This window comes from Serratia sp. (in: enterobacteria), assembly GCF_046715635.1.
Classification (GTDB): Bacteria; Pseudomonadota; Gammaproteobacteria; order Enterobacterales; family Enterobacteriaceae; genus Chania.
This window is the reverse complement of record NZ_JBKJYW010000421.1, coordinates 1-17,422: the sequence shown is the minus strand read 5'-3', so window position 1 is coordinate 17,422 and position 17,422 is coordinate 1. Positions and strand designations below refer to the sequence as shown.

Sequence of the window (17,422 nt, the reverse complement as noted above, 5' to 3'; positions counted from 1 at the left end):
GGTGACTCAACAGCAACCGACCAACGATCAGCAACTCTCACCTTGGGTGATTGAGACTCGTCATCTCTACAAGCGCTTCGGCCAGGTGGTGGCACTCGAGGATATCAACCTCAAGATCAAGCGTGGCGAATTTGTGGCCATCATGGGCGCTTCGGGGTCAGGCAAAACGACGCTGATGAATATCCTGACCTGCCTGGATACCGTCAGTGATGGCCAGGTGTTACTGGACGGCGTAGACGCCGCCGGGCTTGATGAAGAAGGGCGCAGAGCCTTCCGCTCCGACAAAATTGGTTTGGTATTCCAGCAGTTCCATCTGATCCCGTTCCTGACCGCGTTAGAGAACGTGATGCTGGCCCAGCACTATCATAGCGTGGTGGATGAAGTGGCCGCTCGCAAGGTATTGGATCAGGTTGGCTTAGGCCACCGTTTTGATCACTTGCCGAGCCAGCTTTCGGGGGGGGAACAGCAGCGCGTCTGTATTGCCAGGGCGCTGGTCAATGAACCCCCGGTGATCTTTGCCGATGAGCCAACCGGTAATCTGGATGAACAAAACGAGCAGAGGGTGCTGGGTTTGTTAACCGAATTGCACAAGCTGGGGCGCACCATCGTGATGGTCACCCACAACCCGGAGCTGGGCAAGTTTGCCGATCGCATCGTACGCTTGCAGCACGGCAAGTATCAGGGTGAGGAGCTTAATGAGCATGAGGTGGAGCATGTTAGCTAATGCCAAAAAGTTCAGCGGTATCCTGTTAATCGGGGCCGCATTACTGCTTAACGGCTGTAAAGAAGAGAAGGCCGAGATCGGCGCTGCGGCGCCGGCTCTGGCGGCCTATGATTTGCAGGGTAACCAGGTTGCGCTGAGTCAGTGGCAAGGCAAGCATGTGTTCCTGAACTTCTGGGCCTCGAACTGCGGTGGTTGCCTGGCCGAAATGCCAGCGTTGGAAAAACTCAGTAAAGAGTTCGGCGACAGCATCGTGGTGGTAGGTATCAACACGGATAAGGATGAGATGAATATTCAGGCGTTGCTGGACGAACGTCAGGTGTCATTCCCCAACGTGCGTGACCAACTGGCGATCACTCAGGAGCGTTATCAGGTGATCGGCACGCCAACCGCCTATCTGATCGACCCGCGGGGTAAGCTGATTGGCCAATATGTGGGCATGCTGAAAGAGCCCGATCTCAAGGCGATCTTCGAACAGTCCCGGCAGAAAGGGTAGCTGACAGCACATCTTTCCCCCTCACCCCAACCCTCTCCCCAAAAAGGAGAGGGGGCCGGTTCGGTGTCGTGGGCAGGTGCAGGGGTTGATTTGTGGCACGTTCGGTTCCCTCTCCCTTTGGGAGAGTTAGGGTGAGGGGGCAGTTTATCTTCACTTTCGGCAATGACCGGCATTAAACTGCAGAGTAAATGATTGATGAATAAGCGACATCTCGCCTTATTAGTGACATTTTTGGCAGGAGCCAGCGCGGCATTGGCCCAGAGCCCTGATGTGATCTATAAAAATAGCTGTGCCTCCTGCCATGGCCGCTATGGTGAAAAAAACGCGTTAGGCAAAGCCCGTCCGCTGAAAGACCTAACTCAACAGGAAATCGCGGAAGGCCTGCAAGCCCGCAAAGCCGGCGAGATAGTCGGTGCAGGCAACAAGGCCAAAGCGCGTTTAAGCGATGAGGATATCACCGCGCTATCGGCATATGTGGTGACGCTGAAGAAGTGAGTATAATCTATGCAGGAATAATATTTGGCTTCATCCATTCTTAAGGGGTTTAAATGCCAATGCGTTCGTTACATGATCATTTGTTGGAGTATAAGGGAAAGGATTGTTATGTCGAAATCCTTATCCCTTGGCTTAAAGAAAATCAGAATGAAGTTGATTGGTTGTGCTCATTTGCACAAAGAGCAGCAAAACCGATTCCGAAAGCCAGTGATGAAGATCTGTGGCACTTATATGCGTTAAGTCGGGTATTGGAATTGCTTATATTGCGATTTCAAAAATCTAGAGGTGATGAGACGGGTTGGTCTGGCCCCGATATTTCACTCCAGCAGTTCGATCTTTTTGCCGAGGCCTTAGGGCTTCATGTTGAATATTCAGCGACTTATCATCCGTTCGCACATGAAATCGTCGAATTAATTCCCATTTCAAGCAGTTGCCCGAAAATCACCCAGCATCATTGGTCTGGCCTGATGCTGGGGGATATGCGTATGCTGAGAGCGGGTGTTAGCCTCTCTGCGCCCCCTGCGGTATTGCGTCCAGGCATTGCCGATTCCTCAACACTTTTTTGGGCTTATCGTAGGAAGAACAGACCTTATCAAGATTTGTCACAGGGTTGGGGGAGCAATTCGTCGTGGCGAACGAGGTTTCGTCGTGACTATAAAATTGGCAATGAACTCTATTTTAATGTTGATGGGACCGAGGATCTGATGCTAGGTCCTGCTGATTTACTTAATGATGAAGGTTTGAACAGGGAGGAAAGGGTTGAGTTACTTGTGAATCGCTCATTTGTTATGACAGATAAGCCATATGATGACCTTTGGCCGTATGATGACAAGATTGTCTGGACTATTCAGCTTGAACAAAATAGATAGAGTTGGCACAGCAACCTATAAGTAATAAAATAAGGCAAGGTGATCCTAAAAACCTCAAGAAATATCTTGATGGCTTATTAAAAGATGTGAGGTTGCACAGAGGGTGCGTGCTAAATTGTTAATTTGTAACTAAAAAAATCGAGCGTGAAGTGATCGCGAAACTGCGCAAGTGCTTCGCTACTATCCCCGGAGGCCCAGCCTTCGAGTGCTATCACACCTTGGTAGTCAATCTCCTGCAACGTTCTAGCAATGGCGCAATAGTTGATTTCGCCAGTGCCTGGCTGCATATGGCCAGGCACATCCGCTACCTGGATCTCGCCTATCTGTGTACCGCAGCGTATCCGCGGCTTTCAGCCACATGTTACCCGTCACCCTCTCAACCGATTTCATCGGTAAACCCTGTGGATCCAGACCGGTACCGTGCAGGTTCCTGGCAGCGGTAGTTCAGCCGTTCGGCTATCGTCAGCGAGGTTTCTGCACTTTGCAGCACCTGCGCGATCTCTGGGTCATCGGTTAAATTGCTGCTGAGATAACCGGTCATTGAGGTGAAACGCGCCCCTGTTGCGACCAATGCATCCATATCTTTGTTGGCCCAGCCCCAGATCTCAACACCAAAACCAAGTGCATGAATGCGCTCTACACGTTCGATAAAGGGTAAGTCCAAAAACACCATTTCAGCCCAAACGGAAAGTTGGTATTCGGCCATTAACGATCTCCTCATTTAAGCGGTTTTCTTTGCTGCTAGTAATGACTATATAGACTGTAAGATATTTATTATCTATACAATAAGTGTGTTTTTCAGTTTATCCACGGATTTAGAATTTAACTTTAGGTGAAAAAATTAATCTGTTTACATTGCGGGGTTATTGGAGGACATTCGCTGTACTTATTTAACTAGGCAGTAATGTATGTATTCTAGAAGAAGGTTTTTGATACTAGGCACGGTTATGGCGGGTTTTACCGTATTCAGGTCAGCCTTATCCTGGGGGGCAGCACCGAGTGGAAATAGTGATATCAGCATTTTTATTAAGCTTTCAGTGCTATTAACCAATAGAAAGTCGGTTAGTGAGGTAATAGCACTACGGGCCTTGAACTGTCTGCAAAAAGAAGATCCTTATTTCCTGGCAAAAATGCAATTGCTTGCCAATACGTTGACAACTGAAAATATCCTCTCGGCCGATGAACTTAATCATCATTTGATTATGACTGGCCCTACTGGCGACACTGCCAAAAAAATAATATCTGCCTGGTATCTCGGCTATACAGGAACACCCGTCTCGCTACGGGCTTCAGATAACACACGTTTTGTCAGTTACACCGATGCCCTGGCTTATGCTCCAACCCTGGATGCCACCGTGATCCCCACTTATTCCCGTGGCAAGACAAACTACTGGGTACTGCCCCCCATAACCCTAAATAGCGATTAACTCCCGTTAAAATGAGAACACTATCATGAGTAAAAAATATGATGCCGATGTGATTGTCATTGGTTCCGGTGTGCTGGGGAGTAATGCTGCAACATTGCTGGCCCGTAGTGGAAAAGCGGTGATTATTCTTGAGGCTGGTGAGAAAATCCCGCGCTGGAAGATCGTCGAAAATTTCAGAAACTCATCGAAAAAATCTAATTATAACTCCCCTTATCCCAACGAGCCTTGGGCCCATCACTCCTATGATGAACACTATATCGAGAATACCGGTTCCTTTGATTTCCGGCCCGGCATGTTGAAACTTGTGGGGGGGACAACGTGGCATTGGGCGGCCGCCTGCTGGCGCTATCTGCCTAGTGATATGAAGCTAAAGTCGCTGTATGGCGTGGGCCGCGATTGGCCGATGGAATACCACGAACTGGAACCTTTCTACCACCAGGCTGAAATAGCTTTGGGGGTTTGCGGCAGCGATACCGACGATCAGAGTGGGCAGGGCGGCAGTGCTTTTCCTCCGCGTTCGCAGCCGTATCCGATGTTGCCCGAAGGCGAAACCTATCTATTCCAGCGGCTGAAAAGCCGCATGGCTCCGGCAGGCTATCATTTCATCCATGAACCCAATGGACGTGCTACTCGTCCGTATGATGGTCGCCCCGCCTGTAGCGGCAATAATAATTGTATGCCGGTATGCCCGATTGGAGCCATGTACAGCGGTGATCAACATGCCCAGCATGCGCAAGACGCCGGGGCGCGTTTATTCACGGATTCAACCGTGTGGAAACTGGAAAAAGGGGCAGATGACAAAATTATCGCCGCTCATGTTCGCAGTTCTAAAGGTGTCGATACGCGCTTAACGGCAAAATATTTTATCGTTGCCGCACACGGGCTGGAAACCCCCAAGCTGTTGTTAATGTCGGATATCGCCAACAGTTCCGATCAGGTGGGTCGAAATTTAATGGACCACACCGGCATGGGCCTGCAGTTTCTGGCCGATGAACCTCTTTGGCCGGGGCGAGGCGCTGTACAACAAGGGGGAATATTCAACTCCCGCGACGGCGATTTTCGTAAAACACGAGCGGCAATCAAACACGCGATTGCTAACAATGTCCCCAATATGGCCGTGGCGCAACGCCTGATAGCTCAAGGAGTCATCGGTAGCGAACTGGACCAACAGATCCGCCATCAAGCGGCACGCTGGGTCGATATCTCAACGGTGTTTGAAACCCTGCCCCTGGCAAGCAACACCGTGCGCCCAAGTACCACACGCAAAGATGCATTAGGTATTCCGATGCTGACGGTGAATTACGAAGTAGATGACTATGTCAAAGCGGCAAAATTCGTGGTGGAGGCGGATTATAAAAGATTCGTCGCTCTGATGGGGGGCACCGTCATTAATGATAATACGGGCTGGCAAAACCGTGACCATTTAATGGGGACCGTCATCATGGGCGCAGACCCAAAGGATTCGGTGGTAAACCACGAATGCCGGTGCTGGGATCATAGCAACCTGTTTCTCGCGACGACAGGGGTGATCCCCGCTTCGGGAGTCGTCAATCCCACGTTGACGGGCGTAGCCCTAAGTCTTCGTGCGGCTGAAATCATTGAGCGTGAGATTTGAATATGAACATACTCTTCAGGTTTGTCGCGGTTACTACGCTGCTAATAGGGTTTAGCTACTCTTTGGCTGTATTTGCCACCGATCAGCCGTTGGTTGAGTGTGGGAGATATATTGCGGTTGCCGCTGATTGCGGTGCCTGCCATCGCCAGGCTATCAACCATGGCGTTCCATTTGCTGGGGGATATGCGATTGAGTCCCCGATGGGGCGCATCATCGCCAGTAATATTACCCCCTCGAAACAGTACGGCATCGGTAATTATAGCGAGCAACAGTTTGCCAATGCTGTGCGTGAAGGCATCGCCGCTGATGGCAGGAATCTCTACCCGGCTATGCCATACACCTCATATCGTGATATGACTACGGCGGATGTGCAGGCGCTTTACGCTTACTTTATGCAGGGCGTTGAACCCGCAGATTTTCCCCCCTCGACACGTACCGATCTGAGTTTCCCGTTTAATGTTCGGCAGATTATGTGGGGATGGAATCTGCTGTTTCTGAGCGGCACTTCCGCTGATAAGGCAGAGGCACTCCCTGGTTCATTGGAGCGTGGTAAGTATCTGGTTGAGGTGTTGGCGCACTGCAGTGCCTGCCATACACCGCGCAATATCATGATGGCGGAGCAGAACAGCCTTAACCTTTCCGGTAGCTCACTGGGTGGCTGGTACGCGCCTAATATTACTCCTGATAAGAGTGGTATTGGCGATTGGAGCCAGCGTGATTTGGTCACCTATTTGAAAACCGGCCATCTGGCAGGTAAGGCACAGGCGGCTGGCGCTATGGCGGAAGCCGTCGAAAACAGCTTCAGCTTGATGACGGATGATGATTTGAATGCGATGGCCGCCTGGGTTAAGCAGGTGCCCGCCATTCCTACCGCGATACCTGACAGATCAATTCAACCGCCAGCGGATGTGTCTGATATCAATACGATTATCACTGGGCAGGGAGCGCTGGCAGACCGTTCAACAACGGACGGAGCTAAACTTTATGAAAATGCCTGTGCCAGTTGCCATGGCCATAAAGGTCAGGGAACCGACGATAGCTTTTATCCCTCATTAACTCGCAACCGTGCCGTTTCCGCATTGGGTGCGCAGAATTTGGTGATGGCCATCGTGGAAGGTATCCAACGTAAAACCAGTAACACCGATATCAGCATGCCTGCATTTGCTGAACAGTTGAACAACGCGCAAATTGCCTCAATCAGCAACTATGTCCACAGTCGTTTTGCCGGTATTGACGACAAAATGACGGCGCAGGATGTACAAATTCTTCGCGATGGTGGGGTGCCTCCGTTTATTGTGCGGTACATCAATTGGCTAATGGCGCTAGGTACGCTGATGATTGTAGGTTTGTTGGGTGGCATTTGGTATTGGCGAAAAGTAAAGCGATCGGGTGGGCAGCAAATTCGCTGACTTTATCAGTGTTGCCCCTTCCAAAAGGAAGGGGGCGGTTTGTTCAGCGTGTCAGATAATGGATGTAGCGTGAAATTAATCACACTGACCGTGGTTGATTTTGGTCAGGGGAAGGTTGATGTCGAATATTTTCAGATGAATATTTTTAGCCCCCATCGCTTCAGCCCTTTTGACATGGTGTTCGGCATATTTTTCGGCATACGCTCGGCTTGCGAAAAAGTATATCCCGCCCGCCTCGCCGGTGTGCTCATTCTCAGTCCATATCTTGGAGATGAAGCCCGGTTCTTGATTGATGCTTTCGGCCAGCGATTGCGCATTTTTGGACAGGGTTGCACCAAGCTGGTCGGCTGGGAAACTAAAATCAATCTGTAAAATGACACTCATGTCGTGATCCTTTTGGTAGCTGGTGATTTTATAGCAAACAGGGTTATTCCGTGGTGCGTTCTGCAACCGCGGGTAACTGAGCGTTGAGACGGCTAAGCAATGTCTCGAAGTCCACATAACCCGTAGAGAGCAGGGATAACTCCCCATGGCGTTCTAGCAACAGGGTGGGGAAAGAGCGAACGCCCCATTGGCGGCACAGCGCAAAGTCTTGGCTAACCGCCTCTCTGGCCCGTTGTGAGGTAAAGGCTTGGTTGAATTCTTCAAATGGCAGGCTAACCTGCTCGCAGATGTCACGATAAAACGCCTCGGTTTTAGGATCCTGCCCATCTACATAGAATTTGTACTGGGTTGCTGCGAGAAACGGCAGCGCTGCCGAGGAAGGTAAACCCCGTTCAGCCAACAGCAGAGAAGCCGTTGCGACTGCCCGGCAGGACGGCTCGGTATCGTAATTGAACTGTGCGGCTTCCAGCAGGCTGAAACCAAACGGTTGGCCGGTTGTTTTCTGGATGTGGCTCCACTCCTCCCTTAAGAAGGCTTTGAATGCCGAATTCCAAGGATCGCCGCCACCCGCGCGTAAGCCACCCATGGTCATCACAAAACTCAGGCCATGCTGGTCGCAATACGCCGCCAGTTTTTTCACCGCAGGTGAAATGCCCCAGCACCAGGAGCACATCGGATCGCCGACGTAGCGGATGACGACATCGTTGGACGTAGTTGGCTGCCGTTGTGTACCTGACGACTCGTCAGGCAGAAGACAACTGCCTGTGATGGGATCGCATTGCATCATGATGGAAACTCCAAACTGTGTTGAGATCGCGATCGTCATGATATTTGACAGCAAAAATTAATAAATAGACTATAAAAGCTAACTCTGTTCAACATTTGTGAACAAATGGACAAACTTGCAGCCATGGCCACTTTTGTCAAAGTGGTGGAAACCGGTAGTTTCACCCGCGCGGCAATCGCCATGGGGCTTCCCAAAGCGCGGATCTCCCAGCGTATCAGCGATCTTGAGCGCGTCCTGAGCGTCCGCCTGCTACATCGAACGACCCGGGCGCTGAGCCTGACAGAAGACGGCAGCGCCTATTTTGAGCGCTGCCAGCAAATTCTTGCGGAAATTGATGATGTGGAAGGAAGGCTCAGCGGCGGGGTGACAACGCCGAGCGGCCAGATCCGTATTGAGGCTTTGGCCTCGATTGCGCGTTGGATCCTCGCACCTCAGCTGCATGATTTTCAGACGCGTTTTCCAGGGATCGTGGTGCGGCTTGCCAGCAGCGATCGCATCAGTAACTTATTTGAGGAAGGGATTGATTGCGCTATCCGTGGCGGCATGCTGGAGGATTCAACGCTGGTGGCCAGGCACGTTTGCGATGTGCAGATGGGCTTGTATGCTTCAACTGATTACCTCCGTTCAGCGCGGGCCATCAGGCAGCCTGAAGATCTTCAGCATCATCGATGGGTTGGGAGTTTTGGCATGCAGCGAGGAAAGCAGCTTACCTGGCATCTTCAATCGGTAAACCAGAGCATTGCGGTAACAGGCAAAAGTAGTTTGTTGATTGAAGATCCCGATGTGGCCATGAGTGCCTGCCTTAGTGGTGCGGGCATCTGTTCTGGGGCTCCCTTCGCGGTGGAAAGCTATGTGAAGAGTGGGCTTTTGCAACCGGTGTTGCCCGAGTGGCACTTTGCACCACGGCCAATTCATATTATCTACCCCACCGGCAAGCATTTGTCGGTTCGGGTGAGAAGCTTTGTGGATTGGTCATTCGAGCTGATGAAAGCCCATCCGCTGTTGGCGATGACGCCTTTATCAATCAGCTCTATCAGTAATTTGCCTTAAACACCACGGCTGCCAGCATTATCTGTTATCTCGTCTACACTGCTCTGGACTGGCAGGATTTTCATACTGTTGACGATCACCTGTTATGTCGCTGCGCTCGGTATAGCGGGGGAGGCAGCGCACAACGGGACGTGATGCATGGCAGCCATGGGGATCTCTGCCTCATGGCAAATCAAAGTAGGTTGTTGCTAAGGTCTTGGGTATCAATTCATCTGTGCGCCACTTTGTGGATTAATCAACCATGTCCCCGTTTTTTCAATCGTGAACTTTTTCTGGTATTGGTATTTAGCCGCGAGCACTTGCGCCTGGTACTGGCCAGGGGCCAAATTTAGAGAAATGTAGCCGTTTTGGTCTGGTATCAGATTCTGCTTTTTACCATTAATTTTCAGCTCTTCACCCAGTTGCAGTTTAAAATACACCAAGGCAACGGGTGCCGGAACGGGAGCTACAGGCTGTGGTGTCGGGGCTGGCGTTGCGGCCACCGGTAGGGGAACGGCGGATGGGCCATGGTTAAACCAGGTGATGACCCCGGCGATGAGCACGGCAGCAATACCAGCGCCGAACATGAGTGGACGCAAGCGCTTGGTGTTGTGTGTTTCGTTAGCTACCGGTGGCATAACAACCGGGATCAGGCTGGCTGCGGCAGGCCGAGCGCCAATGATTTCGTTCTCGCAGGCAATGGACAGGTGCAGGAGTTCAGCCATTTCTCCGATGGTTTGTGGCCGATCTTCGGGCTTTAAGGCTAAAGCGCGATCGATCGCATCCAACAGATCTAACGAGTACCCTTTCGGACGGCGTTCCGTCAGCGGCTGGTAGCGGTCTTCGATGCTGCGCACCACACTGACGGGAGGCGGAGTATCCACGATCAGAGTATGCAGCACTGCGCCGAGCGCATAGATATCGGTCCACGGCCCCTGTTCGCTATCGCTATTTTCAGTATATTGCTCAATAGGGGCAAACCCGGGCTTGAGCATGATCTCCGTTTCATCAGACAGGTTACCGATCTCTTTGCGGGCGGAGCCAAAATCCAGCAGCACCGGTAACTGGTTTTCCTGGATCTGGATATTATCCAGTGAGATATCTCGGTGCAGATAACCTTCCTGATGGATGGTGTTGATCGCGCTGAGCAGGGTGGGCAGCAAGTTACGGATCCAGGTTTCGTTGATTTTCTCCGGATGCTGAGCCCAGTACTTTTTCAACGTAGTCCCGCTATAAAACTGAGTTCCCATGTAGGCGGTGCCGTTCTCCTCCCAAAAGCGCAACACGTGCAGCAGTGCCGGGTGAGAAAAGCGGGCCAGTAGACGCGCCTCTTGAATAAAACTGTTCAGCCCGGCTTGGAAGGTTCGGCTAAAACGTTCACCACGCAGGCTGAGCGTAAGATCTTCATTACGTATGACCAACGTGGAGGGAATGTATTCTTTGATGGCGATAATGCGCTCTAACTGGTGATCGTAGGCTCGATACACGATGCCAAATCCACCCTCGCCAATGACTTCCTTAATCTCGAACTCATTGAAGCGATAACCGATGGGCAAACTGTTTGAATGTGGTTTTATCATTGCGTTACCTGACATAATGACAATTCTCTGTAATCAAATGACCGATGCAGATGGCCGAGGTTATGCCTGGAATTGGCAGTCAAACTCGTTGTTCTGCATTGAAATATGTAACTGACGGTAGCGTTGAGCATTGACACTGGCTGCCAGCAGGGTAGTACTTATTTGCGGTAGCAGGGTGTTGGTGAGAATGGCATCAACCATACGCCCGCCGGACTCGACCTCGGTGCAGCGGCTGACGATCTGATTAATCACCCGGTCGTCAAACGTGCAGGCAATAGCGTGGTTTTCTGCTAGGCGGCGCTGAATACGACCAAGTTGTAAACGCACGATATTGCCCAATATGGCATCAGTCAGTGGGTAGTAAGGCACTACCAGCAGGCGCCCAAGTAAGGCGGCGGGGAACACCGACAGCAGCGATGGACGCAATGCGGTGCCTAGCGCGCCGGGCTCTGGCAATAACTCTGGATCGGCACACAGGCTGGAGATCAACTCACTGCCGATGTTAGAAGTAAGAATGATGATGGTATTGCGGAAATCGATATGACGCCCTTCACCGTCTTCCATCCAGCCTTTATCAAATACCTGGAAGAAAATCTCATGCACATCGGGATGCGCCTTTTCGATCTCGTCCAGCAGCACCACGCTGTAAGGGCGCCGACGTACCGCTTCGGTCAGGACGCCACCTTCGCCATAGCCCACGTAACCCGGCGGTGCACCTTTCAGGGTTGATACGGTATGCGGTTCCTGAAATTCGCTCATATTAATGGTAATCACATTCTGCTCGCCGCCGTAGAGCGTCTCGGCTAATGCCAATGCGGTTTCTGTTTTACCTACGCCAGAAGGGCCTGCAAGCAGAAATACGCCAACGGGTTTGTTGGGATCGTCCAGACGAGCACGCGAAGTGCGCACCCGATGGGCAATCAGCTCCAGAGCATGGCGTTGACCAATAATGCGCTGATTCAGCGTGTCGGAGAGCTGCAACACCGCTTCAATCTCATTTTTTACCATCCGGCCCAGAGGGATCCCGGTCCAGTCAGACACCACGGCGGCAACAATATTGGCATCAACAGCGGCGAAGATCAGTGGTGTCTCCCCTTGTACTTCATGCAGCTGTTTTTGTAATTCTGCCAATTGGCTGCGCAGTTGTTCTTCAGAGAGGGTTGTTTCTTCAGCGCCACTCTCTGCCAGTTCATTTTTTTGCCGATGCAATTGAGCCCGCAGATCGATGGTTTGTTGGATCAACTGCAACTCCCGCTGCCAGCGTTCGGTCAACTGTGCCAACCGTTCATCAAGTTCTGCAAGCTGTGCCTCAACCTCCGCCGGGCGCAGTAGATTGCCGATACCAATTTTGGCTTCACGCGAAGCGATCCCCAGCTCGATATGCAATGCTTCAATCTGGTGGCGACAATCTTCCACCTGAGCCGGTTCGGCATGTTGGCTGACGGCCACCCGTGCGCAGGCGGTGTCGAGTAATGCTACCGCCTTGTCCGGTAACTGACGGGCCGGAATGTAGCGGTGAGAAAGGCGCACCGCAGCATCGACGGCCTCGTCTAGCAACAGAACTCGGTGGTGTTGTTCCAACGGGCTAACGGTGCTGCGTAGCATCAGCAAGGCTTTTTCTTCGCTGGGTTCTTGTATCTGCACCACCTGGAAACGGCGGGTTAGCGCCGGATCTTTTTCGATGTATTTTTTATACTCTGACCAGGTTGTAGCGCCGATGGTACGCAGTTGGCCACGCGCCAATGCAGGTTTTAACAGGTTGGCCGCATCGCCGGTGCCCTGCGCGCCACCGGCACCGATTAGCGTATGTATTTCATCAATGAATAAAATGATGGGCGTCGGGCTGGATTGCACTTCGGTGATCAAGGCTTGCAGGCGTTTCTCAAACTCGCCTTTTACCCCTGCTCCGGCTTGCAGTATGCCAATATCCAACAGGTAGAGTTGGACATCACGCAATTGTGGCGGAACGTCACCGGCCGCAATACGCAGGGCCAGCCCCTCAACCACGGCGGTTTTACCCACGCCAGCCTCGCCAGTTAGCAGCGGGTTGTTCTGTCGGCGGCGCATCAGAATATCGATAATCTGACGGATCTCTTCGTCACGCCCGCTGACGGGATCGATTTCACCGTGGCGCGCGCGTTCCGTCATATCTTGTGCATACTGTGCCAACACGCTACCGCTGGCAGAGGGGGCAGGTGACGCCGGATATTCCGATGCTTCCTGCTCCAGCGAGTTCTCGCTGGAGTTGGCGACGATCGTCATAAACTGATCGGTCAGCAGCTCGACATTAATCAGATCGAATTGTGCAGAAATGCTTTTCAGTAAATGGCGAAGACTGTAGGTCTTCAAAATACCGATGAGCAGGTGCCCGGTGCGGATCTGATTGGCACCAAACTTCAGCGAGCCGTAAACCCAGGCACGTTCAACGGCACTGTCGATGTGCTCTGACAGGTCAGAGACCGAGCTGGCACCACGAGGTAACCGATCCAGTGCCTCGATGATGTTTTGTGTCAAGCGAGTTTCATTGAGGGAGAAATGTTGGATAATCTGCTGCAAATCCCCATTTTGGGATTGCATTAACTGATGCAGCCAGTGCACCAGCTCAACATAGGGGTTACCACGCAGTTTGCAAAAAGCCGTGGCACTTTCCAGTGAAGTGAATAACAGGCTGTCCATTTTGCCAAATAGCACCGAACGACTGATTTCAGACATGGTTTTCCTCGAGTCTAAGAATGGCGGAACGCTGCACGGTTCCAACAAAAATAATTAGCAGGGTGCTTCCAGGGGTTCTGGGCTGTAGGTCAGGTCATTGGCATCCTGTTGGCGCTGCGGATTTTCCATCCAGCTACTGAGCCCTAAGCGCTGCCCGCCGCCGAGCTGAGTCCCGCTCAACCGATCTTTTGCCAAAATCAGCCGCACTTCCCAGACAAACTCAATGCCCAGATACTGACGCACCCAGTCGCGCAACTGTTTGCTAAACTCAGCCCCGGGCAGAAAGCGGTCATAATCTTGTGGTGACATCGGGCCAAGTTCGATGCGGAATTTATGCTGAATGTCGCGCATGGCGATCCCTAAAAACGCAGATTCCCCCAAACGTGGGACACCCCGTCCCGCCGATAAACGAGCCTGCTCACGTTTTTCTATACGCAGCCAGTGCGGGACGTTTTCTACGATGCGCACCGGCACGTTGAAATAATCTTGCAGGATTTTGCCTAGCCCTTCGGGATCGCGCCCGTGACGAATCAAATGGCCCGCCATAAAATGTTTTGCATGAACATTGAGGCTATCGCTGCCCCGTTGCGCTGGCAGACCAATCCCTGTCAGGCAGGACAGATATTCATCAAATCGCCGGTTGTCAGCGCGATCTAGCGATACTGTTGGCTGGGCATCGGCCCAGGCGCGGTAGAAGAGTGTGATTAATCGATGATGAAACAGGTTGCTGAATGCCAGCAGGGTCCGATCCTGATGATGATGCAGGCGTTCGCGCACAAACTCCGTCATGTGTAAGGGCAGTGGGCCGTTAGGGCCAAACAGGCCAAAACTGAAGATCGACACCTCGTGCAGAGATGAGCCTGCGCGTTGGTTAACCTGCGCCAATGTGGAGGGCGCAAAGGATAACGAGGGCTCTTGCCCAAGGCGCAGCAGGTCATGACTCGGCCGAGGTGCACGGCCTAGCAGATAGGGCTGTCCTCCTTGAGCATCAATCCGCCGTAGCAACTGGAACAAATCGTATTGATAGGGCGTTTTCTCCAGTTTTTGCCAAAAGTCATCTGACAAACGATAGAGTGAATTAATAGGTGTAGGCGTTGATGGAGGTAATGAGTCTGTCTCGGCAATCTCAGTGAACTCATTCATATCAAAGCCCTTTTGCCAAGGCGGGCCTGCCACCAGGCGATATCTCCCCGCTGTTGGCTGATCAGCGTCATTTCCGTGAACGAGTTGATGGAAACCAGACGTGAAAACAGGCGTTCCAACACACAGCCAAGCAGGTAAGCACTGCCGCCCGAAAATGCCTGTTCATCAACGGTGAGATCGATGGCGATGCCTCTGGCAAAGACAATGGGCCCAGGCTCCGGCACCCGGCGGAAGATTGGCCTGAGGTTACAATGACGTATCCCGTTGATCTGTTTGGCAATCGCCGGTTCGCTCGAGTCACCATACAGGCTGAGTAGCTGGCGTAGGCTAGCGGCACCTTGCTCTGGATCGGTATCCATCAGGCTTAAGTAATTAAGCTGTAACTGGCTGATTAATTGCCAGGTAATAATACCTTCACTGAGCGCAGCTCTTGGTAATGTCGGGCCTTTCTTCAGCGATACCTGCTTGACTGGCAGTGAGTCTGGCATCACGAATTGCCCCTGCTCCTGTTGCAAGAGCGCCAGTGGCAGATCACGGCTGGTGCATAACACATCGGCGCTCAGGTATTTAAGATCGCTTTGCCACGGTGATTGATGTTCATCCACCAGCGAAATAAACACTTCAGAACCAATATAGCCGGTACGAGTCCCATAACGGCGCGCGCGTTCAGAGAGCAGGCGCTGTTCACGACGTAGCGAAAAATAGGCGCCATAGTTATTATCATCAGTGCTTTTTGTCGCGTAGAAATGACGAAATTCCTGTTCATGCCTTTTTTCGCGTGAACTGCCAATCAAACGTTGTACTGAGAATATTTCATAATCGAGTGGGCGAATGTTATCCACGACTAAATGGTATTCGTGATTTTCTTCGTTGATTGAGATGCGCTCAGCGGTTTTGGGGAACAGATTAATCACCGGCGTGCAATGCAACGCCAGATGATGCAAATCCACCACTCGCTCCAGTGCGGCATCCTGTTTATCCAGCAGCAAGATGATTTCAAACTGGCGTGGCGCTTTTTTGCCTTCAGGGACACACTGTAGCAAAGGTTGCAGACCAGCGATGCTAAAGAACTGGAAGCGCGCGGGAAAGGCGAAATACTCTTGTAGCAAACGGTAGCCATCAAAGTTACGCAGATCGTTGGGCAGCAGAGCTTGCTCGGGCTCGAAGCCTTCCTGACGTAACAGATGGGGGGGCAATACTCGCCGTTGCGGCTGCGCTTCTACCGTCTGGCAGAGCAGGCCGACGGTATGTTGCATAATCAACTCCTGGAGTTGCTGAGCGTGAATATCGCTCCCTGACAGATAGAACATCAGTTGGTCGAGCTTCAGGTTATTCAACGTGACGGTGTCGTAGCATTCCAGTTTGATTCGTAGCGCGCTGACACAACCATTATGCTGCAATCCCAGGCTGGCCAACGGGAGATCGGCCGGGATCCCTCCCAGCTCGACACTGTTCAGTCGTACCGGCTGTAATCTCACATCCTGTGCTGTCGTATAGCTGCAGGTGACGCCATTTTTCTTCAACATCTGGCTGTCCAGCATGGTTCCCCGTGGGACCAGGAATCCCGCGCTGATGTCACCTTTATTGCTGTCTGGCTGGATCTCTGCAATCGCCATTGACGGCGTAGGGGCCAGATAATTGGGATAAATGATCTCCAGCAATCGCTGCGAGAAACGTGGAAACTCGGCATCCATCTTCAATTGCACGCGTGAGGTCAGGAAAGCCACCCCTTCCAACAGGCGCTCAATGTAGGGATCTGCAACGTCGATGCCCTGCATTCCCAAGCGTCCCGCGACTTTTGGATAACTTTCCGCAAACTCTGCCCCCATTTCGCGCAGATAGGTGAGTTCACGGTTGTAATACTCTAAAAGTTTACGGTTCATCGCTTACCCTACGTCCTTTAAATCGAAGTGGCCGTTTTCCAGATCTACATCCGTACGAAACAGAAACTCTAATGGGTAAGGTACGCACCACAGGCGGCCTTTGATTTCTATCGACAGGACGTTATGCAATTCCAGTGAATGGATATCTGAGATACAGCGAACCTGCAGCCCGTCCGGCAAGATGCGGGGTTCAAAAGTCAGGATGGACTCGGTCAGTGCCTGCTGGATGTCCAACCATTCAATATCAGACATACGCTTGCCTGCCATTGAGGTTATGCCGTAGTTAACCGTTGAGCGCCGTACCTGCGGATAAGGCTCCAGATCGATGCTTGACTCGTTGTTGACGCAGTTGAACAGCCATTGCAGATCGCGCAGCACCCGATGGCGTAATTCACCAGGTGACAGCAAATTGCGTGCTGCGGATTCATTTTTTTTCTGCGGTTCATTGTCAGTCAGGAGATCGAGCAGTACGGGCAGCATTTTATCGCGTGATGTCAGGTGCTCACTGTCCTGACGGAAGTAATGCCCTTGCTGGCGCAGACTGCCATTTTTAGGGAGAGTCTTGCTGTTCATCATCCGTTGCCCTGGTCAAAACTCAGTTGGCGCAAGTTGAGTAGCGGGAACTCGGCGTCATCGCTCAGCCAGGTTTTTAAACCGGAGCCAGCATAGTGCTGGCTGTCTCCCAGAGGATGCCATTCGGTGCGTTTACCTAGCAGCAAGGCATCTTCAGAATCAGCAAGTAGCGGGTAACGGACCGGCAACTGGCAAACTTGTTCACGCCCATCGACTAAACGAACCAGAGCGTGGCTCCAGACCAGATCGATCACACTTTGCGGTGCCTGGAACTGGATTTCGGCAATGGCGGTGAAGGG

General features: G+C 51.9%; 16 protein-coding genes and 1 pseudogene. 8 read left to right on the top strand and 9 right to left on the bottom strand.

Annotated elements, in window-relative coordinates; translation table 11 throughout:
* Position 1 precedes the first annotated feature (1 nt).
* From ACLQ7H_RS21905 to ACLQ7H_RS21890, 4 genes are all read left to right on the top strand, one after another.
* Positions 2-724 (top strand): ABC transporter ATP-binding protein, encoded by a 723-nt coding sequence (locus ACLQ7H_RS21905; protein WP_411754480.1) that lies wholly within the window; start codon positions 2-4, stop codon positions 722-724.
* Positions 714-1,217, top strand: coding sequence for a TlpA family protein disulfide reductase (locus ACLQ7H_RS21900; RefSeq protein ID WP_411754479.1), 504 nt, complete (start codon positions 714-716; stop codon positions 1,215-1,217). Before ACLQ7H_RS21905 ends, ACLQ7H_RS21900 begins: the two co-directional genes overlap by 11 nt.
* Before the next feature lie 195 nt (positions 1,218-1,412).
* Positions 1,413-1,712 carry a c-type cytochrome gene (locus ACLQ7H_RS21895; protein ID WP_411754478.1) on the top strand — a complete coding sequence of 100 codons (300 nt, stop codon included), beginning with the start codon at positions 1,413-1,415 and terminating at the stop codon, positions 1,710-1,712.
* A gap of 53 nt (positions 1,713-1,765) precedes the next feature.
* Positions 1,766-2,581 carry a hypothetical protein gene (locus ACLQ7H_RS21890; protein ID WP_411754477.1) on the top strand — a complete coding sequence of 272 codons (816 nt, stop codon included), beginning with the start codon at positions 1,766-1,768 and terminating at the stop codon, positions 2,579-2,581.
* 110 nt (positions 2,582-2,691) lie between these two features.
* Here the strand turns inward: ACLQ7H_RS21890 and ACLQ7H_RS21885 are convergent.
* A pseudogene (locus tag ACLQ7H_RS21885) lies at positions 2,692-3,287 on the bottom strand (hydroxypyruvate isomerase).
* A 202-nt stretch (positions 3,288-3,489) separates the two neighbouring features.
* Between ACLQ7H_RS21885 and ACLQ7H_RS21880 the strand changes: the two are divergent.
* The 3 genes from ACLQ7H_RS21880 (at position 3,490) to ACLQ7H_RS21870 (ending at position 7,032) form a co-directional block, all read left to right on the top strand.
* The gene (locus ACLQ7H_RS21880) at positions 3,490-4,008 is read left to right on the top strand and encodes a sugar dehydrogenase complex small subunit (RefSeq protein WP_411754476.1); all 519 of its coding nucleotides are present in this window, start codon (positions 3,490-3,492) and stop codon (positions 4,006-4,008) included.
* Between the two features lie 25 nt (positions 4,009-4,033).
* On the top strand, positions 4,034-5,623 hold the full coding sequence (locus tag ACLQ7H_RS21875) for a GMC family oxidoreductase (protein ID WP_411754475.1): 1,590 nt from the start codon (positions 4,034-4,036) through the stop codon (positions 5,621-5,623).
* A 62-nt stretch (positions 5,624-5,685) separates the two neighbouring features.
* Positions 5,686-7,032, top strand: coding sequence for a c-type cytochrome (locus ACLQ7H_RS21870; protein WP_411754474.1), 1,347 nt, complete (start codon positions 5,686-5,688; stop codon positions 7,030-7,032).
* Positions 7,033-7,107: 75 nt separating this feature from the next.
* Here ACLQ7H_RS21870 and ACLQ7H_RS21865 read toward each other — a convergent pair whose 3' ends face one another.
* Both ACLQ7H_RS21865 and ACLQ7H_RS21860 read right to left on the bottom strand, forming a co-directional pair.
* Entirely contained in the window at positions 7,108-7,416 is a 309-nt protein-coding gene (locus tag ACLQ7H_RS21865) for a monooxygenase (protein ID WP_411754473.1), read from the bottom strand.
* A gap of 43 nt (positions 7,417-7,459) precedes the next feature.
* Entirely contained in the window at positions 7,460-8,203 is a 744-nt protein-coding gene (locus tag ACLQ7H_RS21860; RefSeq protein ID WP_411754472.1) for a DsbA family protein, read from the bottom strand.
* A gap of 105 nt (positions 8,204-8,308) precedes the next feature.
* Here ACLQ7H_RS21860 and ACLQ7H_RS21855 point away from each other — a divergent pair, with 105 nt between their 5' ends.
* A complete protein-coding gene (locus ACLQ7H_RS21855) occupies positions 8,309-9,253 on the top strand; it encodes a LysR family transcriptional regulator (protein ID WP_411754471.1) in 945 nt (314 codons plus the stop codon).
* A gap of 203 nt (positions 9,254-9,456) precedes the next feature.
* Here the strand turns inward: ACLQ7H_RS21855 and ACLQ7H_RS21850 are convergent, their stop codons facing one another.
* From ACLQ7H_RS21850 to ACLQ7H_RS21825, 6 genes are all read right to left on the bottom strand, one after another.
* Positions 9,457-10,827, bottom strand: coding sequence for a serine/threonine protein kinase (locus ACLQ7H_RS21850; protein WP_411754470.1), 1,371 nt, complete (start codon positions 10,825-10,827; stop codon positions 9,457-9,459).
* A gap of 45 nt (positions 10,828-10,872) precedes the next feature.
* Positions 10,873-13,524 carry a type VI secretion system ATPase TssH gene (gene tssH, locus ACLQ7H_RS21845; protein ID WP_411754469.1) on the bottom strand — a complete coding sequence of 884 codons (2,652 nt, stop codon included), beginning with the start codon at positions 13,522-13,524 and terminating at the stop codon, positions 10,873-10,875.
* A 54-nt stretch (positions 13,525-13,578) separates the two neighbouring features.
* Complete coding sequence (tssG, locus tag ACLQ7H_RS21840; protein ID WP_411754468.1) at positions 13,579-14,667, bottom strand: type VI secretion system baseplate subunit TssG; 1,089 nt, start codon at positions 14,665-14,667, stop codon at positions 13,579-13,581.
* Positions 14,664-16,550, bottom strand: a complete 1,887-nt coding sequence (gene tssF, locus ACLQ7H_RS21835) for a type VI secretion system baseplate subunit TssF (protein ID WP_411754467.1) — start codon at positions 16,548-16,550, stop codon at positions 14,664-14,666. The genes tssG and tssF overlap by 4 nt, the downstream gene beginning before the upstream one ends.
* A 3-nt stretch (positions 16,551-16,553) precedes the next feature.
* The gene (locus ACLQ7H_RS21830) at positions 16,554-17,123 is read right to left on the bottom strand and encodes a type VI secretion system baseplate subunit TssE (RefSeq protein ID WP_411754489.1); all 570 of its coding nucleotides are present in this window, start codon (positions 17,121-17,123) and stop codon (positions 16,554-16,556) included.
* Positions 17,123-17,422: type VI secretion system accessory protein TagJ (locus ACLQ7H_RS21825; protein WP_411754466.1), on the bottom strand; the 300-nt coding region annotated here is incomplete at its 5' end. The genes ACLQ7H_RS21825 and ACLQ7H_RS21830, both read right to left, overlap by 1 nt.